The following is a 26331-nucleotide window of genomic DNA, read 5'->3' as shown; positions in this document are numbered from 1 at the left end:
CTACCAGCTGGTCTTCCGGGACAGCTCCCACATCATCATGATCGTCGACGGGTCGAGCGCCCGCTCACCGCCGGAGATGTCGTCGCTGGCGCCCACGTACACCTTGCCCTGCCACAGCGGCAGCAGCCGCGCGTCGTCCACCAGGATCTGCTGCGCCCGCTCGAACTGCGTGACCACGTTCGCGCGGTCGGCCTCGCGGCGCGACTCGGGCAGCAGCACCTTGGTGATCTGCGGCTCCGGATAGGGCGTGCCGAGCGCGTTCTGCTCGCCCACGAAGGGGGCGATGAAGTTGTCGGCGTCGGGGAAGTCCGGGAACCAGCCACGCCCGAAGACCGGGTACTCGCCCTTCTGGTAGCCCACGACGTACGTCTTCCAGGGCCTGCTCTTCAGGGTGATCGTGAACAGGCCGGAGTCGTCGAGCTGCCGCTTGAGCTCCTCGAACTCCTTCGCCGTCTCCGAGCCGTAGCGGTCGGTGGTGTACCAGAAGGTGAGCGGCACCTTCTCGGTGATGCCCGCGCCGGTGAGGATCTTGCGGGCCTTGGCGACGCTGGGGTCGCCGAACTCGTCGAAGAACCCTGTGGTGTGGCCGGTGAGGCCCTTGGGGACCATGGAGTACAGCGGGTCGACCGTGTCCTCGTAGACGTGGTGCGCGATGGCGGCGCGGTCGACGACCTGCGCGACGGCCTTGCGCACGGCCGGCTTGGCGGACCACGGGTCCTTCGGGTTGAACACCAGGTAGCTGATGTCCGTGCCGGCGCCCTCGACGAGCTGGAGGCCCTTGGTGTCCCTGCGCTGGAGGGAGATGATGTCGTCGGCGCCCAGACCTCGGTAGGTGACGTCGATCTGCTTGTCCCGCAGCGCCTTGACCATGGCGACGGAGTCCTGGAAGTAGCGTATGGTCACCGCGTCGTTCTTCCTGTCGGCGAACCCCTTGTAGTGGTCGTTCCTGACCAGCTCCGCCTTCTTCCCCTCCTCGTACGTCTTCAGGGAGTACGGTCCGGACCCGACGACCTTGTTGTCCTTGCGCAGCGAGCGCTCGGGGTAGTCGTCGGGGTCCACGATCGACATGGCCGGCGTGGCGAGCACGAACGGGAAGGTGGCGTCGGGCTTGTTCAGCTTGAAGACCACGACCCGGTCACCTGCCACCTGCACCTGGTCCAGGCTGCCGAGCAGCCCCGCCGGGCCGCCGGCCACGTTGATGGTCCTGATCCGGTCGATCGAGTACTTGACGGCACGCGCGTCCAGCACGTCCCCGTCGGCGAACTTCATGTCAGGGCGCAGCTCGCAGCGGTAGGTCTGGTAGCTGTTGTCGGTGAACTTGCAGCTCTCCGCGGCGTCCGGCTGGGGCGTGGTCGCGCCGTTCGGGTAGGCCAGCAGGGTCTGGTAGATGTTCCGGTAGAGCTCCCAGGAACCGTCCCAGGAAGCAGCCGGGTCCAGGGTGCTGGGGGCGCTCGTGGTCCCGACGAAGATCGGTCCCTTGCCATCCGAGTCGCCGTTGGAAAAGACGCCGCAGCCGGCCACCAGGGATAGGGCCGCGGTCGCCACCGCCGGCCGCAGGCATCGGTTCCGGTTGAACACGCGCACGCTCCTCGATCTGCCATACCAAGGGGTCGGCAGACCATACCGCAGAGCCCCGCCCGTTGAACCTGCTTCGGAGGGGGCTCTTGATCAGTTCGGAACATGACGACGTTGTCATCCCGGCGAGCGCGTGGGGTCCTTCGGCACGGGCGCCGATTCCGCCAACAGAACGTCGACGAACCCGTATGTCGACGAAGGAACGAAGAGACGGTATCGGCGCCCGGGATCCGTCGGCGCGTCAGCCCACCCCGGCGTTGAGGAATATGCCGCCGTCGACGACGAGCGTCTGTCCGGTGACCCAGTCGGACTGCGCGGAGGTGAGGAACGCCGCCGCGCCGCCGATGTCGGAGGGCACGCCGAGCCGGCCCAGCGGGTAGGAGGCGGCCGCCTCCTCCTCCCGGCCCTCGTACAGCGCCTTGGCGAACTTGGTCTTCACCACGGCGGGCGCGATCGCGTTGACCCGCACCCGCGGTGCGAACTCGTGCGCCAGCTGCTGTGTCAGGTTGATCATCGCCGCCTTGCTGACGCCGTAGGCGCCGACGAACGGCGAGGCCGACAGGCCCGCGACCGAGGCGATGTTCACGATCGCGCCGCCGTTGTCCTTCTGCCAGGCGTGCCAGGTGCGCTGGGCGAAGCCGAGCGCGGAGACGACGTTGGTCTCGAAGACCTTGCGCGCCACGTTCAGGTCGAGGTCGGCGATCGGTCCGAACACCGGGTTGGTGCCGGCGTTGTTGATCAGGAAGTCCACGCGGCCGAACGCCTCCATGACGCGCTCGACGGCCTCGGCCCGGTGGGCCTCGTCGTGGGCCTTGCCCGCGACAGCGACGACCCGGTCGGAGCCGAGCTTCTCCACGGCCTCCTTCAGGGCCTCCTCATTGCGGCCGGTGATGCACACCCGGTCGCCCCGGGCGACCAGCGCCTCGGCGATGCCGTATCCGATGCCGCGGCTCGCTCCGGTGACGAGGGCGACCTTGCCGGAAAGTTCAGTCATGTCCGTGATCCCTAGTCGAGCGGCCCGCCGGCGACGTACAGCACCTGGCCGGAGACGAAGCCGGCCGCGTCACCGGTGAAGAAGGCGATGGCGTTGGCGATGTCCTCGGGTTCGCCGACCCGCTGCACCGGGATCTGGGTGGCGGCCACGGCCTTGAAGTCCTCGAAGCCCATGCCGACGCGTTCCGCGGTGGCCTTGGTCATCTCGGTGGCGATGAAGCCCGGGGCGACGGAGTTGGCGGTGATGCCGAACTTGCCGAGTTCCTTGGCGAGGGTCTTGGTGAAGCCCTGCAGACCGGCCTTGGCGGCCGAGTAGTTGGCCTGGCCGCGGTTGCCGAGCGCCGAGGACGAGGAGAGGTTGACGATCCGTCCGAAGCCGGCGTCCACCATGTGCTTCTGGCAGGCACGGCTCATCAGGAAGGAGCCGCGCAGGTGGACGTTCATGACGGTGTCCCAGTCCGTGACGCTCATCTTGAACAGCAGGTTGTCGCGGAGCACCCCCGCGTTGTTGACCAGGATGGTGGGCGCGCCGAGTTCCTCGACGACCCGCGCGACCGCCGCCTCGACCTGTGCCTCGTCCGAGACGTCGGCGCCGACCGCGATGGCCTTGCCGCCGGCCGCGGTGATCTTCTCCACGGTGTCCTTGCAGGCGGACTCGTCGAGGTCGATCACGGCGACCGCGCGCCCCTCGGCGGCCAGTCGTACGGCGGTGGCGGCGCCGATGCCGCGCGCGGCACCGGTGACGACGGCGACCCGCTGCTCAGTGGTGGACATTGCTGTTTCTCCTCGCCCTTGAGAGAACCTGATCTACGGTGAGCGACCGCTTAGTACCTTTGGTGGATGCGACGCTAGAAGCCGTGGCACCCGGTGTCAACGGCGCACCGGGCGCATGTGATCCATTACCTCACCAGGAGGTCCAGCAACCGCTCCGCCTCCGCGGCCGGGTCGGTGGTCAGTCCGGTGTGCACCGGACCGGGCTGGACGACGGTGGAGCGGGGCGCGACCAGCCAGCGGAAGCGCCGCCCGGCGTCGTCCCCCGCGGCCTGCCCGGCGGCCGTCCCCCCGGCGCACACGCTCTCCATCGCGGCGAGCGCGGCGCGGACGCCCGCAACGTCCGCGTCCGGGTCCAGGGCGAGCAGCCTGGACTCGTCCAGGTGGGTGCGCGCGCCGACGTACGCCCGCGCGCGGCTGTACACGAGCACGCCCGCGTTGATGCACTCGCCGCGCTCCACGCGCGGGACGACGCGCAGCAGGGCGTACTCGAAGACCTCGCGGTCGTCCGTCCGGCCGGCCCGGACGATGTGGCGGTCGCCCGCCCGGCCGCCTCCTGCGAGGTGACGCTCGCTCACCGGGCCTCCTCGATGCCGTGGATGCGCTCGTGGATCACGGCGGCCCGTGCGAGCAGCGGTCGTGCGTAGGCCCGTCGCAGTTCGTCGGGTGTGTCGAAACCGGGCTCGCCGGTCAGCCAGGCGTCGGGGATCTCGGCGGCCACCTCGGCGAGCAGGTCCTCGGTGACCAGGGGCGCCAGCCGTCGCGCGGCGGCGGCGACGTCCGGACCGAACGGCGCGAGGGCGTGGTCCGAGGCGTCGTACGGCCGCCCTGCCGAGGCCTGCGCGCCGGGCCAGTTGTGGTGCCAGATCATCGTGGCGCCGTGGTCGATGAGCCACAGCTCGCCGCGCCATCTGAGCAGGTTGGGGTTGCGCCAGGAGCGGTCGACGTTGTTCACCAGCGCGTCGAACCAGACGATCCGGCCCGCCTCCTCGGCGTCCACCGGGAAGGCGAGCGGGTCGAAACCGAGCGCTCCGGAGAGGAAGTCCATGCCGAGGTTGGTGCCACCGCTGGACCTGAGCAGTTCCTGCACCTGCTCGTCGGGTTCACCGAGTCCCAGCACCGGGTCGAGGTCGACCGTGACCAGCCCGGGCACCCGCAGTCCCAGCCGGCGGGCGAGTTCTCCGCAGACCACCTCGGCGACGAGCGTCTTGCGGCCCTGCCCGGCGCCGGTGAACTTCAGGACGTACGTCCTGAAGTCGTCGGCCTCGACGAGCCCCGGCAGCGAGCCGCCCTCGCGCAGCGGAGTGATGTAGCGGGTCGCGATGACTTCCTTGAGCACCGCCCCACTTTACCGGTGCGGTACCGGGCGTCCCACGGCCGGCCGATTCGCCCGCCGGCCGGGGTCCGGACCCGATCTGAACACCGTATGCCCGCCGCCCGTACCCCTGGACGGACCAGGAAGCCCTGCGTGGAACCCGCGCGGAACCAGCGTGAAACCTGTACCGAAAGGGGACGTCGGCATGACCAGCGAATCGCTTCACCCCCAGGGGGCACCGGCCCGCCGCACGATGGTGGCGGCGGTGGGCGCGGCGGGGCTCGCCGCCGCGCTGACCGCGTGCGGATCGGAGGACGACTCCGGCTCCGGCGCCTCCACCACCCAGAACGGCTCCGGGGCGACCGGCGGTTCGGGCGGTGACGGTGCCGCGGCGGGCTCCGGCGGCATCGTGCTCGCGAAGACCTCCGACATCCCCGAGGGCGGCGGCAAGGTCTTCGGAACTCAGGGCGTGGTCGTCACGCAGCCGGCGAAGGGCGAGTTCAAGGCCTTCTCCTCCACCTGCACCCACCAGGGCTGCGCGGTGAACCGGATAGCCGACGGCGTGATCGTCTGCCCGTGCCACCAGAGCGAGTTCTCCGCCGCCGACGGCAGCGTCAAGAAGGGTCCGGCCCTGAAGCCGCTGCCCGCCAAGGACATCTCGGTCGCGGACGGGGAGATCAGGCTCGCCTGACACCCGCGGAGGGTGGGGCGGGTCGTGGCGGGGGCCGTCGGAAGGTGCCCCCGCGCATGGAAGAGAAGAGAGAGGGCCGCATGACCGTCACCCAGCGCCGGGGCCGGAAGATCATGATGACGCCGGGCGAGCTGGACGAGTTCCTGACCACTCAGCGCACCTGCCGGGTCGCCACCGTGTCGCCCGGCGGCGCTCCGCACGTGAGCGCCCTGTGGTTCGTCTGGGACGGCACCTCGCTGTGGCTCTACTCCGTGGTGCACAGCAGGCGCTGGGCCGATCTGCGCCGCGACCCGCGGGTGGCCGTGGTCGTCGACACGGGCGAGGAGTACGAACAACTGCGGGGCGCGGAGCTGTCCGGCACGGCGGAGTTCGTGGGCGAGACACCGCGCACCGGCGAGCTGTGCGCCGAACTCGACCTGCCCGAGACGCTGTTCGCCCGCAAGAACTTCGGCCTGGAGGAGATGCCGCACGACGGCCGGCACGCGTGGCTGCGGCTGACCCCGGAGAAGATCGTCTCCTGGGACTTCCGCAAGCTGGGCTCGGTGTAGGCGCGCCGGCGGCGGCTCAGACGATCCGCGCGCCCACCGTCCGCAGGGCGTCGACGGCCGCGCGGATGGAGGGCCGGCGGTCGGCGTCGGCGCGCCAGACGGCGTAGACGTGCCGCCGGACCACCTGGCGCACCGGAACGGTCCGCACCCCGGCGGGCAGCGGCCCGCGCCCGAGCCGGGGAGCCACGCACACACCGAGGCCTGCGGCGACCAGGGCGAGCTGGGTGGCGTGCTCCTCCGCACGGTGGGCGATGCGCGGTTCGACGCCCTTGGAGCGCAGGGTGTCCAGCAGCCACTCGTCGCAGAACTGGGCCTCGCCCCAGGTGACCCAGTCGTCGTCCGCGAAGTCCTCCAGGTCGGCCTCGGTGCGGTCGGCGTGGGGATGCGCGGCGGGCACCGCCACGTCGGCGGGGTCGTCGAGGATCGCGGCCCGGCTGAGCCCGTCCGGCACGGGCAGCGGCTTGTTGTACCAGTCGAGGACGACGGACAGGTCCACGTCGCCGCGCAGCACGGCGCGCACGGCCGCGGCCGGCTCCATCTCCGCGGTGTGGACCCGAAGGCCCGGATGCCGGTCGCGCAGATGGCACAGGGCGGCCGGGAACAGCCCGCGCGCGGCGGTGGGGAACGCGCCGAGCCGCAGCTCGCCCACCACCTGCCCGCGCTGCGCCTCCAGATCGGCCTGGGCGAGCTCGACCTGGGACAGGATGCGCGTCGCGTGCTCGGCGAGCAGCCGTCCGGCGTCCGTGAGCCGCACTCCCCGGCCGTTCTTGGCGAGGAGCTGCTGGCCCACCTCCCGCTCCAGCTTGGCCATCTGCTGGGAGACGGCGGACGTCGTCACGTGCAGACCCTCCGCGGCGCCGCTGACCGAGCCGTGCCGCGCGAGGGCGTCCAGCGTGCGCAGGCGCTCCAGATTCAACATGTAAGCGATGCTACGAGATATCGCACGCGAATTCTCGATTGTGCTACGAGGTTGTGGGCGTGCATCGTACGACCATGAGCAGCACCTCGCCCGCCTCCCCGCAGTCCCCGTCCGGCCCGGCCCGACCGGCCCGCCGTCCCGTGCACTGGCGGATCCGTTTCGCCTTCCTGTCGCTGGTCTGGGGCTTCAGCTTCCTGTTCATGAAGGTGGGCACGGACGGCTTCGCCCCGTTCCAGGTGACGCTCGGGCGGCTGGTGTTCGGCACGGCGGTGCTCGCGGTGGCGATGGCGGTGAAGCGGGAGCGGCTGCCGCGCGGTGCGCGGACCTGGGGGCACCTGGCGGTCGCGGCGTTCTTCCTCAACGCGCTGCCGTTCTCGCTCTTCGCGTACTCGGAGCTGACGATCCCCTCCACCCTCGCGGGGATCTGCAACGCGACCTCGCCGCTGTGGGGCATGGTCCTGTCCCTCGTCGCCCTCTCCGAGGACCGCCCGACCCGGCTCCGGGTCGCGGGCCTCGGGCTGGGCTTCCTCGGTGTGCTGACGGTGCTCGGCGCCTGGCAGGGCTTCCACGGGCTGGACGCCGGCGGCACGGCGATGGCGCTGCTGGCCTCGCTGAGCTACCCGGTCGGCTGGATCTACGTACGGCGCACCCTGGCGGGTTCCAGCGAGTCCCACCTGTCGCTGACCGGCGGTCAGTTGCTGCTGGCCACGATTCAACTTGCCGTCATCACACCACTGTTCACCAGCGTCCCGGACCATCTGCCTGTGGTGCCGCTGCTCGCGATCGCCGCCCTGGGCGCGCTGGGCACCGGCTTCGCGATGCTCGTCCAGTACGGCCTGGTCGCCGAGGTCGGCCCGACCACGGCCCAGATGGTCACGTACTTCGTCCCGGTGATCGCCACCGCGGCCGGTGTCGCCGTGCTGGGCGAGACCCTCACCTGGTCGACCCCGGTCGGCGCGGTGATCGTCCTGGCGGGCGCGGCGCTGACCCAGGCTCGCCCGAAGAGCCGCGTCACGTCCGCCGGACCCGGCACGCCCCGGCCGGACCAGGAGCCCGCCTCCGCTTCGAGGACGCCCGAGCCGCCGTCCCGCCCGGAGCCGGCCACGACGGCGTAGGCCCCCTCGGGTCCGCCCCGGTGCTGTGGCCGGAAAGGTGTGCCGGGAAACGCGCGGCGTCCGGTGCCGGGGGCACCTCCCACGCCCTTCGGGCAGTGGGGGAGCATCGCAAGGCGGAGCATCACCCGCGTACTGGATGTACTCGGGTGACGCGACAACGCGGAAGTGCCGTGCCGGGCGCCGCGAGCCGGTGAACCTTTCGGTCACAGCACTAGACGTAACTCCGCGCGGGCGCCGGACGCAGGGCCGTCGCCACCGCCTCCGCGAGCCACTCGGCCTCCTCGTCCCGCAGAGTGGAGACGGTGATCCGGATGCCGGGCGGGGCGGCGAGCCGGTAGCGGGCGCCGGGGGCCACGGCCCAGCCGGCGTGCAGCAGGCTCGCGACGACGCCGGTCTCGTCCGGCACCGGCACCCATACGTTCATCCCGCTGCGTCCGTGGGCCGCGATGCCGCGGTCGGCCAGCGCGCCGGTCAGCAGGTCGCGCCGCCGCCGGTAGGACGCGGCCACCGCGCTCGGATCGAGGGCTCCGTCCGACCACAGCCGTACCACGGCGCGCTGGAGCAGGCGGCTCACCCACCCGGGCCCGAGGCGCTGCCGGCCGTGCACCCGGTCGACCGTGGTCTCGTCCCCGGTGAGCACGGCGAGCCGCAGGTCGGGGCCGTACGCCTTGGCGACCGAGCGCAGAAAGGCCCAGTGCCGGGTGGCGCCGGCAAGCGGGTGCGGGGCCAGGTCCACGATGCCGTGGCCGTGGTCGTCCTCGATCAACAGTGTCTCCGGATGTTCCCGGAGGACGGCCCGCAGGGCACGCGCGCGCGTGGCGCTGACCGCGGCGCCGGTCGGGTTCTGCGCGCGGGCCGTGACGATCAGTGCGCGGGCACCGTCCGTGAGGGCGCGGCGCACGTCGTCGGCGCGCGGGCCCTCGTCGTCGACCCCCACCGGCGCCGTGCGCAGTCCGAGGGCGGGGACGAGGTCCAGGGTGCGGCCCCACCCGGGGTCCTCGACGGCGACGGTGTCGCCGGGCCTGAGGTGGGCGGCGAGGACGCGCTCCACCCCGTCGAGCGAACCGGAGAGGACGGCGAGCGGACCGTCCGGCACCCCGTCGGCGTCCAGCGCGGCACGGGCGATCCGGGCCAGCTCCGGCTCCACGGCCACGTCCCCGTAGAGCACCGGCTCACGGTCGGCCAGCGCGGCGGCCGCCGCGAACGCGGGTGCCAGCGGCGGCAGCAGCGCCGGATCCGGATTGCCGCTCGACACGTCGCGCACCCCCTCGGGCACGTCCACGTGGACAAGGTCCCGCCCGGTCGTGGCGGGCGCGGACCGCACCCGGCTGCCGCGACGCCCGGCGGTCTCGATGACCCCACGCTCGCGCAGGATCCGGTACGCGGCCGCGACGGTATTGGGGTTCACCCCGAGTTCAGCCGCCAACTCCCGCATGGGCGGCAGCGGTTGACCCGGCTCCAGGCCCCCTGAGCCCACCGCGCGCTCGATGCTCGCCGAGATCTCGGCTGCGCGCCGCCCTTCGATCCGATACTCTCCTAGCACAAAGCAGATTATGCACTAATACAATGGAGGACGCAATGCAGGAGACCCAGCCGCCGACGTCGCCGCCCGCCGCCTACACCTCGACCGAGCGCACCGTTCCCACCCGCTCCGCCGACCGGGCGTCGTACGACAGGGAACTGGTGCACGCGACACTCGACGAGGGCTACGTCTGCCACCTCGGCTTCGTCCGCGGCGGGGCGCCCGTGGTGCTGCCGACGCTGTACGCCCGGGTCGGCGAGCGGCTCTACGTGCACGGTTCGACGGGCTCGCGCCCGCTGCGGATGGCCGGCAAGGCCGACCCCGGGCTGCCGGTCTGCCTGACGGTCACCCATGTCGACGGCCTGGTCCTGGCCCGCTCCGCCTTCCACCACTCGATCAACTACCGCTCGGTGGTGGTGCACGGCACCGCCCACCAGGTCACCGACCCCGAGGAGAAGCGCCTGGCCCTGGACGCGCTGGTCGACCACGTGGTGCCGGGCCGGTCGGCCGACTCCCGCCCCGCCAACACCAAGGAACTGGCCGCGACCGCCGTGCTCCGCCTGGAGCTGGACGAGGTCTCCGCCAAGCTGCGCGTCGGCGGCGTGAACGACGAGCCCGAGGACCTCTCCCTGCCGCACTGGGCGGGCGTGGTCCCGGTCCGCAGGGAGTACGGCACCCCGCTCGCCGACCCCGACCTGGCCCCCGGCACCGGTCTTCCCGGCTATCTCACGGTGCTGTGACCTGATCCACCCGTGTGGCGCGCCCCGTGGGGGAATCCGAGTGGCAACGGTGGCTGTCCGTCCACGACTTCGGCCAGCCGGCCGTCACGAACTCCCGGCGTCGCCCCGGCGGGCCGCCCCGGTGACGGGCCCCGGCCCGGGCCCGTCCGGTGTCACGCCGGCGCCGGTTCCTTCGCCGTCGTTCGCGCTCCGCGCGCCTCCGTCAGGGCGAGGCCGGCGACGGAGCCGAGCATCAGCGCGGTGCCGGCGAGGGTCGCCGCCGTCAGGCGTTCGCCGAGCAGGGCGATGGCCAGCACGGCCGCGCTGACCGGCTCCAGCAGCATGATCACCGAGACCGTGGCCGACCGGACGACGGCCGCGCCCGCGAAGTAGAGCGCGTAGGCCAGGGCCGTCGGGACCGAGGCGATGTACACCAGCAGCCACAGCACCCTTACGGGGTCGTCGGTGTGCGGCACCAGTCCTTCCCACAGCGCGAACGGCAGCAGGCAGAGGCTGGTGACCGCGAACGCCCCGAGGGTCGACCCGGAGTGGTCGGTTCCGCCGTCGCGGCCCCACCAGCGGGTGAGCAGCGTCATCACGGAGTAGCCCGCCGCCGAGAGCAGGGCGAGCAGCACGCCCCACGGCCGTACGGCGGCGCCGCCGCTGCCCAGCACCAGCACCCCGAGACCGGCCAGCGCCCCGGCGACGGCGGTCAGGCCGGCCCGGCCGAGCCGTTCGCCCATCGTCAGACGGGCGCCGAGCGCGATGAGGACGGGCCCGGCGCCGAGGGTGACGACGGTCGCCACGGCCAGCCCGGTGGCCGCGACCGCGGCGAAGTAGGCCGTCTGGAACACGGCGAGGCCGACGCCGGTGGCACCGGCCCGCAGCAGCCCGCGGCCGAGCGGCACGGGCACGGCCGGCCGCACGCGCGGGCGCAGCAGGCGCGCGGCGAGCAGCAGGACGAAGCCGATGGCACAGCGCCAGAAGGACAGGGTGACCGGCCCGATGTCGCTGGTCCGGTAGACCAGCGAGGCGGCCGCGCCGGCGGTGCCCCAGGCGGCACCGGCGACGATCAGATAGAGCAGGCCACGCCCGATGGGCAGGCCGGAAGAAGCATGGGACATGAGTCGTCTCCGCAGAGGTGCAGAAGTTCGGGAGGCAGGACCCCGTCGGCCGGGATCGTGCGGACTTCCTCTGCGGGCAGCACCGTTCGGCCCGGCTCACCGCCGGGCGCGCTCACCGGAGAGCCCGCCTCAGGCGGCCGGGGGCGGAAGAACGAGTGCGTCCGAATGCATGATCGGCACTCTAGGCCGCCGTTCCCCGGGCCGACAACTCCCTTTCCGCCCCGCCGCTCGCCACCGGCTCCGCCGAGCCCTTCGACGGCGTGGAGGACTGCGCGATGAACGCGCCGAGCAGGACGACCGCCCCACCGACGACCTGCGGCGCCGAGAGGCGCTCGCCGAGCAGCACCCAGGCCAGCACGGTCGCGATGACCGCCTCCAGGCACGCCACCACGCCGGCGACCTGCGGCGAGAGCCGCCGCACGGAGAGCACCCCGGTGACGTACGCGAGGACCGTGGCGACCAGTACGACCCACAGCAGCAGGGCGACGGCCGGGACCGCCGTGCCGTTCATGTCCGCGCTGTGCGCGAGCACCGCCCAGTCCATGCTCCACGGGCGTGCGACGACAGTCAGGACGGCGGAGCCGATCAGCAGTCCGTAGGCGATGACGCCGAGCGGGTTCGGAGCCGCGTCGCCCGCGTCGCCGCCCTGGTCGGACAGCACGAAGTAGCCGACCTGGCAGCAGGCGGCGCCGAGCGCGAGCAGCAGTCCGAGGACGTCGAAGCTCAGGCCGGACCACACCTCGACGACACAGGCGAGTCCGCCCGCCGCGAGGACCACGCCGAAGGCGGCGGCCCGGGTGACCGGCCGCCGCTGCACGAACCGGACCCAGCCGAGCACCAGGGCGGGCGCCAGGTACTCGATGAGCAGGGCGACCCCGACGGGGATCCGGGAGAGCGCGGCGAAGTAGCAGGCCTGGACGCCGGCGACGGCGAGCAGCCCGAACCCGGCCAGCAGGGCAGGGCGGCTGCGCAGCAGCGCGCGGTGGCGTACGGCGAGCGGCAGCATGACCAGGGCCGCGCCGGTGGCGCGCAGCCACACCACGTGCAGCGGGTCGAGACCCGCCTCGATCAGCGGCTTGGCCGCGACACCGGAACCACCGAAGGCGACCGCGGACAGGAGCGCGAGACCGAGCCCGACACCCTTGCCGGGACGGCCCTGACTGATCTGAGACGTACGCACCGGCACATGATGACAGGCGATGACATGAGCGTCATCTTCGATGGCACCTGTCTCATCGCCTGGACGGGGCCATCACCGGGCACACCGAACAAAAGCCCCGGAACGCCCCGACGGCACCCCCGCCCCGTGCGACCCTGGCGCCCTCTCAGTGGGTGGGCCCGCCGTCCGCGGCGTACTCCCCCGGAGAGTCCTTGGCATCGTTGTCGAGCCGCGTGGCGAGCTCTCCCGCGTCGATCGCGGCGCCGCTCAGCACCTCCACGGCGCGCGCCTGCGGGTCCACGACGATCGCCGCGAGCAGGTCGAGGCCGCGCGCCAGGTCGTCGCCACGCCGGGCGGCGCGCTCGCAGGCGTACTCCAGGGCGGCGAAGGCCACGGGCGAGAGGCAGTCGGTCTCCGTCACCACGGGCAGGGCGCCGGAGTCCTCGACGGTGCTCTGCCAGCGCAGGCCGTATCCGATGCTGCGCTGCACGAGGTAGCCGAGCAGCCGGGCGATCTGCGGCCCGCCGTCGAACACGGCGCGCACCTCGGGGTCGGACTCCAGAAGCGTGTGCAGCAGGTGGGCGGTGTCGATCTGCCGGTCCCTGTCCCGGACGGCCCTTCTGCGGGCACCGGCGACCGCCGCCGCCAGCTCGGCACTGAGCCGGGCGTCGTCGTCCGGACGGAGGGCGTCCTGCCCGGAGGGCGGCTGCCGGGGAACACGGGATCGCACATCGTCCAGCTCACCAGCCTCTCCGGCTCCGGTCATCCCCGGCGGGAAGCATTTCGGCGTCCCACGGGAAGTGGACCCGGGCGGACGGAATCTCCTCCTTACGGATGAGATCGGGACGCATCCGCACAGCGCCTCCCCGGGGGGCGCACAGGCGCGCGAGTCACCTGCGACCCCCGGGCACGGCGGGCCTCCAGGTCCCGAGGCCGACCGTCAGTCCTCGTCGGCGAGGATCAGGTACAGCTTCTTGCGGGCCTCGTTGATGACGGCGAGCGCCTTCTCGCGCTGCTCCTTGCTGCCGGTCTTCCACACCTGACCGAAGGCCTCCATCAGGCCGAAGCCGGCCTGCCGGATCTCGCCGAGGGCCTCCCAGTCGACTCCGCGCGAGGCCTCTTCCCAGGGCGCGTCCGGCCCCTCGTCGGCGGCGGTGCGTCCCGCCTCGGTGAGCGAGAACAGCTTCTTGCCGCCTTCGCTCTCGCTGACGATCAGGCCCTCGTCCTCCAGCAGCTGCAGGGTGGGATAGACCGAGCCGGGGCTGGGCTTCCACGCGCCGCCGCTGCGCTCGGCGATCTCCTGGATCATCTCGTAGCCGTGCATGGGACGGTCCTTCAGCAGGGCCAGGATCGAGGCCCGCACATCACCGCGCCGGGCCCGGCCGCGCGGTCCCCCGCGCCCTCGCCCGCCCCAGTGCCCCGGACCGAAACCCGGTCCGAAGCCGGGGCCGAAACCCGGTCCGCCCGGGCCGAAGGGCCCGAAGGCCGCCCGGCGCTCCTCGAAACCGCCGCGGCCGCGCCGGGGGCCGTCCTGCCGGTGCCCGCGCTCGAATCCATGGGTACGCATCGCAACCACTCCATTCCATCGTCGATCTGTCGCGATGCCTCAACGATATATCGGAACAGCTCGCTCGGCCATCCCCTCCGAACTGCTGTCCTTTGACAGTCAAGTTAGTCCGGTGCAGTGTCCTGGCCTGGGGCGACTAGGTTGGATGTCAAACGATCAGACCTGTCTGTGTGCCGGGACCGTAGGTGTCGCCTGCCCATGAGCGTTGTCACCGGTGGCCTGTAGCTTCCTCGCATGACCAGGTATGCAGATCCAGGTGCAGTCGAGTGGGTGGAGTCCGAAGGCGGGCCGTTGATCGTTGTGCCGGAAGTAGTCCTGTCTTCGTGGTCCGGTGCAGACAGCGACGAGTCTGAAACCGACTACGACAGAGCCTGCGGCGTCGACGGGTATGCCGGACTGGTGGCGGTCGGGCAGTCCCAGGCCCTGGTCCTCGGTGATGACCCCGCCTCGACGTCCTTCCTTCCGGAACGTGGCCTGTTCGTGCGGTGGTGCGCCGCCGAATCGGAGGAGGAGCTTCTCGGCAGCGTTGATGCCGCGCTCGCTGATGCCGCCTGGGAGCCTGAGCAACTTTGGGACGTGCCGGGGCCAGTGGTCTTGTTCGACTCGGCTTGGCCTGGTGACGAGTTGGAGCCAGAGAACCATCTGCGGGTGGATCTGGAGCCAGGGCGCTATTCGGTTCGTGCCACGTATGTGGAACCGAATCCGGAGACCTGGCTCAACCTGGTTCAGCTTCGACGTCTTCCGTAGCGATCGGCCAAGGCTGTCCGGCACCCGGTCTCCGAATCTGGTGACAACAAGCCTGTCTCGCCGACTACAAACGGGTAGGTCCGTTGTGGTGGATCAGTGATTCCTAACGCGTCTCGCCAAGGTCCGCTGCTTCTGCGAGGTGGTACCAGTCCTGGGTGGTCGCCCAGGACTGGTAGTCCCGGAAGATTCGGGCGAGGCCGTCCGGCTGTTCTCGTGTGGTGAAGAACTCCCCGATGAGCCGGTGGAGTGTGGTCACTGCCGCAATGTCGGCGGGCGCGGAGAGCGGGTAAACCCAGCCACCGGGGGCGAGGTGGCGGACGAGAACGGGCCAGGTCAGGTCGTGTCCCTTGCCGAGTCGGACGACGAGCCATTCCTGAAATCCGGTGAGCATGCTCCACGAGCTGCCGGCGTCGAGGCCAAGCAGGAAGGCTGTCGTAGTGGCGTAGGAGCCGTCAAGTCCGTGTCGTGCGGGGTCCCGGCGGATTGCGGTCAGCAGCGCCCGGTAGTGCTTGATCACGTTGCCGTAGAAAGGTAGTTGAGCGGCTGCAAGGAAGTCTCCTGAAGGCTGGCCGGGCTGCCGGGCCAGGGTGTCCGTGCTCCAGTGCGGATGGCTGGCGAGGTAGCGGTGGACGGTGGCGTAGGCGGCGGTGACACCGTGTTCGTCCAGCAGCTTTTCCCAGATCACCCTCATGGTGGGGAAGCGGCCGGCGTGGGCGGCGGCGTATTCGTCGAGGATGGCGTCGATTGTCGGGCCGATGCGTCCCTTGGCCGGGCCCAGGGTGGGAGGACGCTTCTTTCGGGGTGGAGGCGTGGGCGAGTTCAGGGCCTGGCGGACGGTGGCGGGGCTGACGTGGTGTCGTCTCGCCAGCTGCGAGACGGGGAGTCGTTCGGCCTCAGCGTCGCGGCGGATCGCCGCGAAGAGCGCTGGTTTGTCTGCGGCCTTCGTGAAGCTGCGCTTGGGCTTCTTGGGATCCGCAGGTTTCTGGCGCACCAGATCGGACAGGGCTCGTTCCAGAACGCCTTGCTGTCGTCCGGTGAGAGCGGCGAGCCGGTCAGGTCGTGGGCGTTTCCCGGGCCCGTAGTCAGGCGGTCCGGCAAGGTAACTGCGCAGGTAGCTGGGTTTGAGATGGTTCGCGAGGGCCAAGCGGCGGACGTAGGAGTCAACGGATTCTGCAGGCTGCGGGCGAACACGAACGGGAAGCGGAACCAGATGTTCGGCGAGGTGGGGGCGGACGGACGGATCGGTGTCTTCACCGAGTCCCGGTGAAGGCTGGATGGGAAGCCGTGCGGGTGCGCCGGTCACCTGGGGGCCTTCCTGGCCGGCTTCTTCTGGGTCTCCGCCGCGTGGTCCAGCGGGATCGCGGCGAGTCCTTCCTTGGTGACGCGCTCGGTGCCGCTCAGGATCGCGTCGATCGCGGCGCCCCGGATGGCGTGGGAGAGAGCTCCGATCATCCCGGCGGTCCGATCGTGGAGGTAGCGGTCCAGCTTGACCAAGGTGCCCGGCGGGTGGTCGTGCAGGAGCAAGGTCTCCTCCATGGTCGCCACCAGGCCCTTCCACTCGGCGCCGTAGGGGAACGGTCGGGTCGGGACGAGGGTGAACCGGCCCGAGATCTGAGCACCGCGGGTGCCGGCCAGGAGTTCGCTGGTCTCCAGTCCGATGCCCGCGTAGACGAACGTCGCGGGTATGCGTTCGGAGAAGTACTTCAAGGTGTCGGATACCTCCCCGCCGGCCCGGGTGACCTGCGAAACGTTGTGGATTTCATCGACGAGCACGAGGCCGGTGCGGGCATCGGTGCAGACGCCGACTACGGCTTCGATGATGTCCGTCATGTTCGACCGGGGCCGGACCGGAAGACCCAGGAAGCGGGCGAACTCGGCTGCGACCATGCGGGCAGTCGCCGCGGGCGGGACCGTGATGTAGAGGACGGGAATGCGGTCGGCGACGTTCGGATGGCGGGCCCGGTCGAGGAGTTCGTGGGCGCGTCCGAGCTGGGTGATGGCGCTGGTCTTGCCCGTGCCTGGCAGGCCGGAGACCATCAGGCCGCGGCGGGCGCTGATCGCGTGGCGGTTGAGCAGGACCAGGCGGCGGCCGCAGACCACGGTCTTCTCGACGAACGAGGTCGCGACCACGAGCATCCGGGCGTGATGGTCGAGACGGTCGTCGTCGTAGAGGTCCCGTTCGCTCGTTGACAACTGCTTCAGATCGCCAGGGGGCAGAAGATCCGGGGGCACCGGCGGGCCTTCGATCGACTTCCGCCATCCGTCCAGGGTGGTCAGCTGCCGGTTGGCCTCGGCATCCGCCTCGCCCAGCGCGGGGTGCCGGGCTGTCGGCTCCGAGATGGTCATGTGCGCCTCCAGGGGTTGGCGAGCGGGTTGAACAGGCCCAGAGGGATGACCTTGGCCACGTCGGTGTCCGCCTCCTCGTCGTGTGCGGGCTCGGAGGCGGGCAGGTCAGGGACTGGCCGGTCGGTGGCGGTGGCCCGGGTGCGGGCAGCGACCCGCCGGTCACGCCGTGAGGGTTTGGCCGAGCGGCCCTTCTCCTCAGATGGGCCGCTGTGGGCGCGCAGCAGCAGGGCCGCGGCAGCATCGGCGATCTGTTCCTCGGTCCCGTCCGGGACTTGCGCGCGGGCGTGGTCCCAGGCCATCTCACCGAAGGGGACGCCGACGCGGTGCAAGTGCTTCCAGAACACCGTGACCCACTGATCTGTCTCTCCGCGGCGGTCGCGTACCCAGACTCGGGAGAGGTCGTAGGGGTCGTAGTGGATCTCCCACATCCCCTTCTTTTCCACCACCCCGGAGTGCTGGCGGCGCAACGGGGCCAGTTCGCGGCCGTCGTAGGTGCGGTGGTTGATCCGGATGCCGTAGGAGTTGACCGCCTGCCAGCGTTCGGGCAGCAACTCAACGTAGTCCTCGCCGCTGAGAGGGGCCGGCACGTAGCCGCATGATTCCAGCAGGGTCGCGTACTTCTCGTTCGGCGAGAACGCGCGCTTCGGTGAGTCCGGGTCGCGCAGTGCATCGTGCGGCCGGTTCTGCCAGACGGCGACGATCCACTCGTCCAGCAGGCTCTGCAGCTCGGGCAATGACCACAGAGGGCCGTTCTCCAGGCCCCGCCCGCGGCGATCCACTGACCGGCCGGTGTAGCCCGCGACGAACTGTGCGAACAGCGTGGCCACTGAGCCCAGTGTTTTCTCGATCGTGCCCTTCTCGAAGGGAGACGCCTTGTGAGTCGGCTGAAGGCTGATGCCCAAGTAGCGGCAGGACGCCCGGAAGTTGTTCGAGATGAAGACCTTGCCGTGGTCACAGACGATCGTGTCCGGCACGATCACCGGCCTTGCGGCCGCGTGCTCCAGCCGCTCGTCCAAGCCCAGCAGCCGCCGGTGCGGCAGTGCCGACCTCGACATCCGAAGCGCTTCTGACCAGCCAGGACGCATCAGCTCAGGAGTGACGCTCCGGGCCAGGAGAGCAGAAGCATCAGCCGCTTTCGTCGTTGGCCGTAGCACCGCAGCGGGAAGGGACCTGGTCGCCAGGTCGACCATTCCTGTCAGTTCGACCTTCTCGGCGATCCCCTCGTCCAACCGCACCAGGACGTCCAGCGGCGTGGAGTCGATCTGCATCCACTCGCCCGGCGCGCAAGCGGGCACTTCCCCGAACGGTCCGGCCGGCCGCGCGGTCACCGAACGGCGGGTGGTCGCCGAGCCCGTCGCATGGGTGCCGATGGCCATCTTGTCGAACAGCCGGTAGAGCGTGCGCTGTGAGGGAACCTCGATGTCCGCCGCGTCCTCACGGGCTGCCAGAATCTGCGTCGCCCGCCAGACCACGAAGCCGATCGTCTTCGACGATGCCTCGGCCGTCTCGGCGATTGCCTGCTGCATTGCCTCGGTCACTGCCGGGGCGACCCTGCCGAAGGCCGGCATCCGCTTGGCGGACCGGCCGTCGGCCAGTCCGACCAGGCCGTCGCGCTGGTAACGCTGGCGCCGCTGCTTGATGCCGCTGGCCGACATCGCATGGCCGGCCGCCGTCAGCTCGGCAGCCTTGGCCCGCTCGCGCTGGGCAAGCGAGTTCACTCTCGGGTCGAACTCCGGCCTTGGGGAAGTCCCCTCGGGCGCATCACGAGGCAGCCCGTCCAGGACCTCGAGAATGTGGTTCTCCCACCAGAGAGCCTGGCCAGCAGCCGTCTCGGGGAACTCCGCGATCCTGGCCGTCGGAGGAACCCGCCGCCCTTTCCCCGTCACCGGACACCTCCACTCGTCAGGCGCACGATCGTGGACGGGCCAAGCAACTCCACCGTCATCTCCTCGGCGGTCAGCTCCTGGAGCCAAAGCAGATGGAAGAGTGCGGGCAGCGTCGCGAGGCGGTCTCCGGCTGCCTCCGCGCCGGCCATCAACGGAGACGGGGCCGCGAAGACCTCCCGGAGCCGGTCCGCAATCGGGCTGTTCAAGCACCTGGGGTGCCGGTAGCGCGACAGCCACCGGACATTCGCCAACAGCACTCTCTCCGGCACTCCGACCCGATCGAAGCCCCAGCCGGCCTGATCACAGGCCAGACGGGTCACCTCGAACGCCTCAGCGTCCTTCGACTCGATCCGGTCGTCCGCGCGAACATCGACCACCACCGCCGAGCCGTCTACCCGGCGCACGAAGTAGTCCGGAGCGTGGCGACGCTCCCGCTTGCCGTCGTACCAGTGCAGCCAGAACGGCTGCGAGGCGATACCCGCCACCGTGGAATCGAAGTCCATCAGCAGGAGCCGGTCCCGTTCCAGCCACGATTCGAACCCCACATGCTGCCCGGTCGTCGCCGCCCAGTACCAGCCAGGGAAATGACGCTCGCCTCGCGACCAGCGAAAGCGCCGCACCGGAGCGATGTCCTCGAAGCGGGCCGTCACACAGTCCAGCAGCGGACGCCTCAACCGCTCGCGTGCAGCCCCCACGTACGACAGCTCGACACGCGCTTCTACCGACTCCACCCCAACCGGCACAGCCACCCAGCACCCCCCAGCCCGTCGCCCCGGTGCGACTAGGTTCGCTGTCAAGGAAGCCGAAACGACTGGGTTCGCTGTCAAACGCCTCGATTGGATGACAACGGACAACTGCGACGTCCCTGACCTGTCTCAGCGAAGATGCACCGGTCTCACCGAAGATTGACGACTGGCCTTTTCGTCTCATCGGAGTTTCACCAGGCAGGGCTGTTCCGCTCAGGCGATCTGGCCCTGCCGCGGATGATCTGGTTCGCCGGTCCGGCTGTCAGTGAGGCATGGCAGGCTGCGCCCATGAGCTATGACCTTGCCGTGTGGGAGGGCGAGCGGCCGGCGGACGACTCTGCTGCGGCCCGACGCTTCCGCGGTCTGTATGACCGCTTCATGGACACGGAAGAGCCCGCGGTTCCTCCGTCTGAGCGCATTGCGGCCTTCGTCGCCGCGCTCTTGGAGCGGTGGCCGGACCTCGCCGAAGACGACGATGACACCTCACCATGGTCAACTGCTCCGCTGATCGGGGAAGCCCGCGGCCCGTTGATCTACTTCCCCATGCGCTGGAGCATGGCCGACGAGGCATCTGCCCACGCGGCCGAGGTCGCTGCGTCGATGGGCCTCAACTGCTATGACCCGCAGGCACGGAAGCTGCGCCCTTAGCGATGGTGCGGGGTGACCCTTCGCAGGTGCTCGGTAGGCTCGCGCCATGTCTAACGATCTCGGTTTCACGTGCTCATGCTGCGGCGACCACCACGCAGAGCTCCCCATGAGCTACTCGACCATGGCCCCTGACGTCTGGGATCCCAGCTTCGAGAGCGAACCGGACAGCATGCTGTCGTCCGACCAGTGCGTGATCAAGGGCCAGCACTTCTTCATCAGGGGTCTGATCGAGATACCTGTGATCGGCAGCCAGGACGTCTTCTCCTGGGGCGTCTGGGTCTCTCTGAGCAGCGACAGTTTCGCCCATGCTCTGAACGTGTGGAACACGGAGGGCCGCGAGGCCGAGAAGCCGTACTTCGGCTGGCTCAGCACCGCGCTCGGGCTCTATTCCGAGAGCACCACCAACTTGAAGACCAACGCCCACACGCGACCGGTCGGCAAGCGGCCCTTCATCGAGCTGGAGCCCACTGACCACCCGCTCGCCGTCGAACAGCGCACTGGGATCACGCAGGACCGCGTGCGTGAGATCGCCATAGCTGTGCTGCATCCGGCCTGAGTCGCCACAGGTCAAGGCTTGGCGAGGCCGCGCGGTGGCGGAGGCAGTCGGACGGTCTCCTCAGGGAAGAAGACGTCGTAGAACTTGTAGCCGTAGGCGGCCACGAACCTGTGGTGCAACAAGTGGTCCTTGACCCATTGGACGAGCGGGTCGGTCTCCTCGGGTGCGTAGCCGCCCAGGACGTATCGGCGAGTGACCTGTTCAGCCAGCCAACCGATGTGTCCGGACTGTCTGGTTTTCCGGATCCACTCCACGTGGGCCAGGAGCCCTGTGAGGCTGACGATCTGCGGGTGGAAGAGGATGGCGAGGGTCATGGATGGTGAGGCTGCCTTCCCTCGAACGTCACGTAGGTGAGACTGCGCCTCGGTGAGGATCCCGAAGGGGTCGGCGGAGTGGTTTTCGACCAGACCGATGAAGGCCGTTCTGGCCCCGGAGAAGGCATCCCTGACCCAGCGTCGGCCATGGCGGGCAATGAGGTTTCGGTGGTGGCGCTGAGCCTTGATGGTGCTGGGCAGAACACTGATGTCGACCTGGTCGTCGGCTTCCGTGCAGCCCTCACCGATCCAGAGACGGTGCCGCAGGCAGACGTTTTGTTCGTGTGTCGTCCAGCGATTTACTGGGCCCTGGATGCCTGCCGCGTGAACGCAACGACGACAGGCAGGCCGCTCCAGGGACCTCTTCCGCTGGGTGAGAGGCCGGCCGAAGTGCCCAGGCTCGTTGGTCACAGGCCCAGGTCCGAACTCAGGTAGCGCGAGACACAAGACGGACTCCTCGAAGCCGGTGACGATACTGAGAGGCTCGATGAGCACGGTGATCGGCGTCCGCTTCAGCATCCGAACACCCAACAGTTCACGGAGATCCGTGTCGGACACATGGTTGGCTGCCGCGACTCGGCGCATGAACGAGGCCACGGTCTCGTCATGGAACGGCGGGACCACACGGGGTAACCGGCGGCGAGGCAGAGTCACGACTTCATCTGAACTGGATCAAGTGGCGCCCCTGCGCCCTCAGGCACTCGCTTGGAGTTCCGCAGACTGTAGGCCTTCTGGCGGCAGGTCGATGAACAAAGGAAGCGCCTCTGTCCGGCGCGAACGCTCATGAGATCTCCGCAGATCCGGCAGGGCACCCGTCGCCATGCAGTACTCGGGTGGCGCCTGCGATAGGCCTGCCGACGGCAGGACTGCGAGCATCGCAGAGCCCGGCGTCCCACGACGTCTGTGGGCTCCATGCCTGTGCCGCACTCGAGGCAGCGCGTCGTCTCCAGGGTTGACTGCAGAACGGCAGCGTCCCGGCCAGTGGCCGCAGCGAGGCGGGTCCAACTAGGGAGGCCTCGGTGCCGAGGCGGCTCGGCCAGGTAGATTCGCAGGTAGCGAGGGGTTAGGTGGTTGGCGCGAGCCAGGCGCGCGATGAAGGACTGAGAACCCTCACCCGCCCGAGGGCGGATTTGAACCGGCAGGATGTGGACCTTCTCGGGGCTCATCCGACGGACCGTGACCTGCGGAACTCGGGCGATTCCGCAGCGACATCGAGTGCCACCGCTTCAAGTCCCTCCCTGGTGATCTTCTCCGTCCCTGTGAGGAGGGCGTCGATCGCGGCGCCGCGAATCTGGTGGGACAGTGCCCCGATCATGCCGCCGGTTCGGTCGTGGATGTAGCGGTCGAGCGTCGCCAGCGTGCCTGGCTCGTGGCGCCGCAGGATGAGGGTCTTCTCCATGGTGGCGACCAGGCCCCGCCACTCGCTGTTGTAAGGGAAGGGGTGAGTAGGGATCAGCGTGAAGCGTCCGGCGATCTGTGCCCCTCGCGTGCCTGAGAGCAAGGTGCTGTGCTCGACATCGATACCGGCGTAGATGAACGTGGCGGGTATGCGCTCGGAGAAGTACTTGAGGGTGTCGGCAACCTCGGCGCCGTGCCGGGTGGTGAGGGAGATGTTGTGCAGTTCATCGACCAGGACCAGGCCGGTTCGGGCGTCGGTGCAGACACCGACGACGGACTCCATCAGGTCAGTCATGTTCAGCCTGGCCATAACCGGCAGCCCGAGGAAACGGGCGAACTCGGCCGCGATCATCCGGGGCGTCGCGGCAGGTGGAACGGTGATGTAGATGGCCGGGATTCGGTCTGCTGCGCTGGGGTGGCGGGCCCGGTCCATGAGCTCGTGAGATCGGCCGAGCTGAGTGATGGCGATGGTCTTGCCTGTGCCGGCGGCGCCGGAAATGATCAGGCCACGGCGGGCACTGATCGCGTGCCGGTTCAGGAGGACCAGGCGGCGGCCACTGGTGACAGTGTGACGGACAGTTGACGTGGCAACCACGAGCAGACGGGCGTGATGATCGAGGCGGGCCTCATCAAAGGCAGCCTTCTCCAGATCGCCGAGGGCGTCGTATTCAGCGTCGGTGAGTCGGCGGAGCGGGGGCGGTGGTTCTTCGACGAAGCGGCGCCAGCCATCGAGGTTGGTCAAGTGCCGCTGGGTGTCCTGGGGCAGAGGTGACAGCGTCGTCATGGGCGTTTCCAGGGGTCTTCGAGCGGGTCGAACAGTCCGAGCGGGATCACCTCGGCCATTGAGTCCTCGCCCTGGTCGGCTTCGTCCTCGGGCTCTGCCTGAGCACCGGCAACGGGTGCCGGGGTGAGGGACCCTGTGGCTTTCGTGCGGGCGGCCACCCGCCGGTCGCGCTTGCCGGGCTTCGGGTCTTGCTCGGCCTGCGGGCCACCGTGGGCCCGGGTGAGCAGGGCGGCGACCGCGTCGGCGATCTCCGCCTCGGTGGCGCGGGGCAGCTGGTGGCTAACGTGGTCCCAGGCCAGGTCGCCGAAGGGGATTGGTGCCCGGTTCAGGTGTTTCCAGGTGGCCGCGACCCACTCGCCGTCACCGCGGTGGTTGCGGACCCAGATCCGCGAGACGTCGTAGGGGTCACGGTGTACTTCCCAGAGGCCGCGTTTGGCCCGAACACCGGAGTCCTGCCGGCGCATCGGCCCCAGTTCCGGGCTGTCGTAGGTGCGGTTCTTGATCCGGATGCCGTACTCGTTGACCACCCGCCATTCCGCGGGCAGGAGTTCGACGTAGTCATCGCCACTGAGCGCGATCGGGACGTAGCCGCAGGCCTCGACCAGGGTGGCGTACTTCTCGTTCGGGGTGAACAGCCGGCCCGGGTGGGACGGATCGCGCAGACCGTCGTGCTTGCGGTTCTGCCACTTGGCGACGATCCACTCGTCCAGGAGTTCCTGCAGCTCGAGCAGGGGCCACAGGCGTTCGTGCTCAAGATGGCGCCCGCGGTGGTCGGTGTTGCGGCCGGTGTAGCCGGGCAGATACTGCGCGAACAGCGTGGCCACCGAGCCCAGCATCTTCTCGATGTGGCCCTTCTCGAACCCGGACCCCTTGTGCGTCGGCTGGAACTCGATCTCCAGGAAGCGGCAGGAGGAGCGGAAGTTCCGCGAGATGAACACGCTTCCGTGGTCGCAGACAATCATCTCCGGGACGATCACCGGCCGGGCCGCGGCGTGTTCCAGCCGTTCGTCCAGCGCCAGCAGGCGGCGGTGGGGCAGCACCGATCGGGACATGCTCAGCACGTCCTTCCAGCCCGGCCTCATCAGCTCGGGAGTGACGGTGCGGGCCAGCAGCACGCTGGCGTCCACCGACTTCGTGGTCGGACGCAGCACCGCCGCGGTCAGGGTCCGGGTGGCGACGTCGACCATGGCGGTGAGCTCGACTTTGCCCGTGACGCCGTTGTCGAGCAGGACCAGCACGTCCAGCGGGGTGGAGTCGATCTGCATGATCTCGCCCGGCGCGAAGACCGGCAGCTGACCGTGAGGGGTCTTGGCGCCGTGGGCCTTGGAACGGCGGGTTGTGGCCGACCCGGTGGTGTGGGTGCCCGCGGTCAGTTTCGCCAGCAGCCGGTAGAGCGTCGCGCGGGACGGAAGCTTCACCGCCCGGCCTTCCGGCGTCTTCTGGAGGATCTCTCCGACCCTCCATAGGAGGAAGGTCCCCGTGCGGGTCGATGAGTCGACGGCCTCGTCAATCGCCTGCCGCATCGCATCGACTACTGCCTCGTCGACCTCGCCGAACTGGGGTGTCTTGCGCATCGGCCGGTGGTCGGCGAGTCCGATCACCCCCTGTTCCTGGTAGCGGCGCCGGCGGTGGGCGACCGTGCTGGGCGTCACCGGGTGCCCAGCGGCCTCCAGTTCGGCTGCCTTGGCCCGCTGGCGTGCGGTCAACGACCGGTCCGGCCCGTATTCGGGCCGCGGCGTCGTGCCGGGCTCCACTCCCGGCGGCAGACCATGCAGCACCTCCAGGATGTGGCCCTCCCACCACAGGGCCTTCTCCATCACCGCTTCGGGGAAGGTCTCCAGCAGGGAAGCCGGTGGCAGCGGCATCCGCATCGGTGTGCCCACAACCTGGAAGTCGTCGGCGCCGAACAACTCCAGCAACGGGACCGCGCGATACGGCTCCTCCTCATCGGTCAAGGTCAGGGCCACTGCCGAGACGGCAAGCACCGCGCGGATCTGTCCGTTGAACTGGACCCGGTCCCCGACCGCGATCCGAGGTGGCCGCTTCAGCTGGCCCACGGCTTGCTCCTCCCGGCGCTGACCAGGCTCTCCGTTCCCAGCAGCCCAGACTCTAGATCTGTCACAAGCCGCCCGGACCACAGCAGGTGGAACAGCACCGGCAGGACCTGCAGACGGTCACCGACCCGCTCGGCCCCAGCCCACAACGGCAACGGCTCCGAGAACACCTCCAGCAGCCGGGCCGCGACGTCCGGCGGCCGTCCGGAGCGGTCACGCCGATAGCGGGCCAGCCACCGGACGTTCGCCATGAACACCGGCTCCGGCGTGCCCACGTGCTGAAACTCCCAGCCCACCGCATCGCAGGCCAGGCGGGTCGCCGCGAAGGCCTGCACGGTCCGCTCATCCATGCGGTCGCCAGCACGGACGTCGATCACACGGCCTCGTCCGTCACCGAGCCGCACGAAGTAGTCAGGGGCGTGACGCCGCGATCTCTGCCCGTCGTGCCAGTGCAGCCAGAACGGCTGAGAGCCGATCCCGACGACCTCCGGATCCCGGTCCAGCAAGATCAGCCGATCCCGCTCGAGCCACGACTCGTAGCCCACGTGATCGCCGACCGTCACCGCGTAATACCAGCCCGCGAAGCTCTTCTCGCCTTTCGTCCAGCGGAACGGACGTACAGGTTCCGCCTCCTCGAAGCGTGTGTTCCAGGCCCTGCCCAACGGCAGCCGAAGACGCTCTCCAGACCTCAGAAAGTCCAGCTCAAACGCCGAAAGCGCCTCGTCACCGAACGCCCGTACAGGTACGGCCACCGTCGTCCCGCCCCCTCGCAACCCCAACCGTCGCGAACGTAGAGCAGCAGCCGGTCAAACTTCATTGAGATCGGTCAAAGTT

Annotated in this window: 27 protein-coding genes; 7 read left to right on the top strand and 20 right to left on the bottom strand. The window is 69.9% G+C overall.

The features are described 5' to 3' along the window. From TNCT6_RS27035 to TNCT6_RS27015, 5 genes are all read right to left on the bottom strand, one after another. Entirely contained in the window at nucleotides 1-1578 is a 1578-nt protein-coding gene (locus tag TNCT6_RS27035; protein ID WP_141363042.1) for an ABC transporter substrate-binding protein, read from the bottom strand. A gap of 238 nt (nucleotides 1579-1816) precedes the next feature. After that, nucleotides 1817-2569 (bottom strand): SDR family oxidoreductase, encoded by a 753-nt coding sequence (locus tag TNCT6_RS27030; protein WP_172633038.1) that lies wholly within the window; start codon nucleotides 2567-2569, stop codon nucleotides 1817-1819. An 11-nt stretch (nucleotides 2570-2580) separates the two neighbouring features. Next, the gene (fabG, locus tag TNCT6_RS27025; protein ID WP_141363038.1) at nucleotides 2581-3342 is read right to left on the bottom strand and encodes a 3-oxoacyl-ACP reductase FabG; all 762 of its coding nucleotides are present in this window, start codon (nucleotides 3340-3342) and stop codon (nucleotides 2581-2583) included. A gap of 125 nt (nucleotides 3343-3467) precedes the next feature. After that, entirely contained in the window at nucleotides 3468-3917 is a 450-nt protein-coding gene (locus TNCT6_RS27020) for a DUF3037 domain-containing protein (RefSeq protein ID WP_141363036.1), read from the bottom strand. Continuing rightward, nucleotides 3914-4678, bottom strand: a complete 765-nt coding sequence (locus TNCT6_RS27015; RefSeq protein ID WP_141363034.1) for a HipA family kinase — start codon at nucleotides 4676-4678, stop codon at nucleotides 3914-3916. The genes TNCT6_RS27020 and TNCT6_RS27015 overlap by 4 nt, the downstream gene beginning before the upstream one ends. 181 nt (nucleotides 4679-4859) lie before the next feature. Here TNCT6_RS27015 and TNCT6_RS27010 point away from each other — a divergent pair, with 181 nt between their 5' ends. Continuing rightward, nucleotides 4860-5345: a Rieske (2Fe-2S) protein gene (locus tag TNCT6_RS27010; RefSeq protein ID WP_141363032.1), complete on the top strand. Its 486-nt coding sequence runs from the start codon at nucleotides 4860-4862 to the stop codon at nucleotides 5343-5345. Nucleotides 5346-5425: 80 nt separating this feature from the next. Next, a complete protein-coding gene (locus TNCT6_RS27005; protein WP_141366820.1) occupies nucleotides 5426-5893 on the top strand; it encodes a pyridoxamine 5'-phosphate oxidase family protein in 468 nt (155 codons plus the stop codon). 16 nt (nucleotides 5894-5909) lie between these two features. Here TNCT6_RS27005 and TNCT6_RS27000 read toward each other — a convergent pair whose 3' ends face one another. Further along, entirely contained in the window at nucleotides 5910-6812 is a 903-nt protein-coding gene (locus TNCT6_RS27000; protein WP_141363030.1) for a LysR family transcriptional regulator, read from the bottom strand. Nucleotides 6813-6886: 74 nt separating this feature from the next. Between TNCT6_RS27000 and TNCT6_RS26995 the strand changes: the two genes are divergently transcribed. Further along, nucleotides 6887-7927, top strand: a complete 1041-nt coding sequence (locus TNCT6_RS26995; RefSeq protein ID WP_172633037.1) for a DMT family transporter — start codon at nucleotides 6887-6889, stop codon at nucleotides 7925-7927. Nucleotides 7928-8138: 211 nt separating this feature from the next. On the opposite strand, the gene TNCT6_RS26990 is transcribed toward TNCT6_RS26995, so the two are convergent. Beyond that, on the bottom strand, nucleotides 8139-9470 hold the full coding sequence (locus TNCT6_RS26990; protein WP_141363026.1) for an aminotransferase class I/II-fold pyridoxal phosphate-dependent enzyme: 1332 nt from the start codon (nucleotides 9468-9470) through the stop codon (nucleotides 8139-8141). A 35-nt stretch (nucleotides 9471-9505) separates the two neighbouring features. Here TNCT6_RS26990 and TNCT6_RS26985 point away from each other — a divergent pair, with 35 nt between their 5' ends. After that, the gene (locus tag TNCT6_RS26985; protein WP_141363024.1) at nucleotides 9506-10189 is read left to right on the top strand and encodes a pyridoxamine 5'-phosphate oxidase family protein; all 684 of its coding nucleotides are present in this window, start codon (nucleotides 9506-9508) and stop codon (nucleotides 10187-10189) included. Nucleotides 10190-10341: 152 nt separating this feature from the next. Here the strand turns inward: TNCT6_RS26985 and TNCT6_RS26980 are convergent, their stop codons facing one another. The 4 genes from TNCT6_RS26980 to TNCT6_RS26965 form a co-directional block, all read right to left on the bottom strand. Beyond that, nucleotides 10342-11292, bottom strand: coding sequence for a DMT family transporter (locus tag TNCT6_RS26980; protein WP_141363022.1), 951 nt, complete (start codon nucleotides 11290-11292; stop codon nucleotides 10342-10344). A gap of 181 nt (nucleotides 11293-11473) precedes the next feature. Beyond that, a complete protein-coding gene (locus TNCT6_RS26975; RefSeq protein ID WP_141363021.1) occupies nucleotides 11474-12478 on the bottom strand; it encodes a DMT family transporter in 1005 nt (334 codons plus the stop codon). 139 nt (nucleotides 12479-12617) lie between these two features. Continuing rightward, entirely contained in the window at nucleotides 12618-13181 is a 564-nt protein-coding gene (locus TNCT6_RS26970) for a Clp protease N-terminal domain-containing protein (RefSeq protein ID WP_141363019.1), read from the bottom strand. Between the two features lie 210 nt (nucleotides 13182-13391). Further along, nucleotides 13392-14018 (bottom strand): PadR family transcriptional regulator, encoded by a 627-nt coding sequence (locus TNCT6_RS26965; protein ID WP_141363017.1) that lies wholly within the window; start codon nucleotides 14016-14018, stop codon nucleotides 13392-13394. 234 nt (nucleotides 14019-14252) lie between these two features. On the opposite strand from TNCT6_RS26965, the gene TNCT6_RS26955 reads away from it, so the two are divergent. After that, nucleotides 14253-14765 carry an immunity 21 family protein gene (locus TNCT6_RS26955; RefSeq protein WP_141363015.1) on the top strand — a complete coding sequence of 171 codons (513 nt, stop codon included), beginning with the start codon at nucleotides 14253-14255 and terminating at the stop codon, nucleotides 14763-14765. 103 nt (nucleotides 14766-14868) lie between these two features. Here TNCT6_RS26955 and TNCT6_RS26950 read toward each other — a convergent pair whose 3' ends face one another. The 4 genes from TNCT6_RS26950 to TNCT6_RS26935 form a co-directional block, all read right to left on the bottom strand. Continuing rightward, nucleotides 14869-16068 (bottom strand): TniQ family protein, encoded by a 1200-nt coding sequence (locus tag TNCT6_RS26950; RefSeq protein WP_141363013.1) that lies wholly within the window; start codon nucleotides 16066-16068, stop codon nucleotides 14869-14871. After that, entirely contained in the window at nucleotides 16065-17111 is a 1047-nt protein-coding gene (locus TNCT6_RS26945; RefSeq protein WP_141363011.1) for an ATP-binding protein, read from the bottom strand. The genes TNCT6_RS26950 and TNCT6_RS26945 overlap by 4 nt, the downstream gene beginning before the upstream one ends. Next, a complete protein-coding gene (locus TNCT6_RS26940) occupies nucleotides 17108-18637 on the bottom strand; it encodes a Mu transposase C-terminal domain-containing protein (protein WP_253266450.1) in 1530 nt (509 codons plus the stop codon). Before TNCT6_RS26940 ends, TNCT6_RS26945 begins: the two co-directional genes overlap by 4 nt. A gap of 356 nt (nucleotides 18638-18993) precedes the next feature. After that, nucleotides 18994-19746, bottom strand: coding sequence for a TnsA-like heteromeric transposase endonuclease subunit (locus tag TNCT6_RS26935; protein ID WP_141363007.1), 753 nt, complete (start codon nucleotides 19744-19746; stop codon nucleotides 18994-18996). 285 nt (nucleotides 19747-20031) lie between these two features. Between TNCT6_RS26935 and TNCT6_RS26930 the strand changes: the two genes are divergently transcribed. Together TNCT6_RS26930 and TNCT6_RS26925 are read left to right on the top strand one after the other, a co-directional pair. Beyond that, nucleotides 20032-20391, top strand: a complete 360-nt coding sequence (locus TNCT6_RS26930) for a hypothetical protein (RefSeq protein WP_141363004.1) — start codon at nucleotides 20032-20034, stop codon at nucleotides 20389-20391. 106 nt (nucleotides 20392-20497) lie between these two features. Beyond that, entirely contained in the window at nucleotides 20498-20947 is a 450-nt protein-coding gene (locus tag TNCT6_RS26925) for a DUF2199 domain-containing protein (RefSeq protein WP_253266224.1), read from the top strand. A gap of 11 nt (nucleotides 20948-20958) precedes the next feature. On the opposite strand, the gene TNCT6_RS26920 is transcribed toward TNCT6_RS26925, so the two are convergent. From TNCT6_RS26920 to TNCT6_RS26900, 5 genes are read right to left on the bottom strand one after another with little or no spacing between them, the layout of a single operon-like run. After that, nucleotides 20959-21858 (bottom strand): hypothetical protein, encoded by a 900-nt coding sequence (locus TNCT6_RS26920; protein WP_141363000.1) that lies wholly within the window; start codon nucleotides 21856-21858, stop codon nucleotides 20959-20961. A 53-nt stretch (nucleotides 21859-21911) separates the two neighbouring features. Beyond that, a complete protein-coding gene (locus TNCT6_RS42110; RefSeq protein WP_141362998.1) occupies nucleotides 21912-22427 on the bottom strand; it encodes a TniQ family protein in 516 nt (171 codons plus the stop codon). Beyond that, nucleotides 22424-23443 carry an ATP-binding protein gene (locus TNCT6_RS26910; protein ID WP_141362996.1) on the bottom strand — a complete coding sequence of 340 codons (1020 nt, stop codon included), beginning with the start codon at nucleotides 23441-23443 and terminating at the stop codon, nucleotides 22424-22426. Before TNCT6_RS26910 ends, TNCT6_RS42110 begins: the two co-directional genes overlap by 4 nt. After that, entirely contained in the window at nucleotides 23440-25500 is a 2061-nt protein-coding gene (locus TNCT6_RS26905) for a Mu transposase C-terminal domain-containing protein (protein WP_141362994.1), read from the bottom strand. The genes TNCT6_RS26910 and TNCT6_RS26905 overlap by 4 nt, the downstream gene beginning before the upstream one ends. Further along, nucleotides 25488-26249 (bottom strand): TnsA-like heteromeric transposase endonuclease subunit, encoded by a 762-nt coding sequence (locus TNCT6_RS26900; protein ID WP_253266223.1) that lies wholly within the window; start codon nucleotides 26247-26249, stop codon nucleotides 25488-25490. Before TNCT6_RS26900 ends, TNCT6_RS26905 begins: the two co-directional genes overlap by 13 nt. Nucleotides 26250-26331: the final 82 nt, after the last annotated feature.

Source organism: Streptomyces sp. 6-11-2 (assembly GCF_006540305.1).
In the GTDB taxonomy this organism is placed as follows: Bacteria; Actinomycetota; Actinomycetes; order Streptomycetales; family Streptomycetaceae; genus Streptomyces.
The sequence above is the reverse complement of the archived record's forward strand: the minus strand, read 5'-3'. Positions and strand labels throughout refer to the sequence as shown.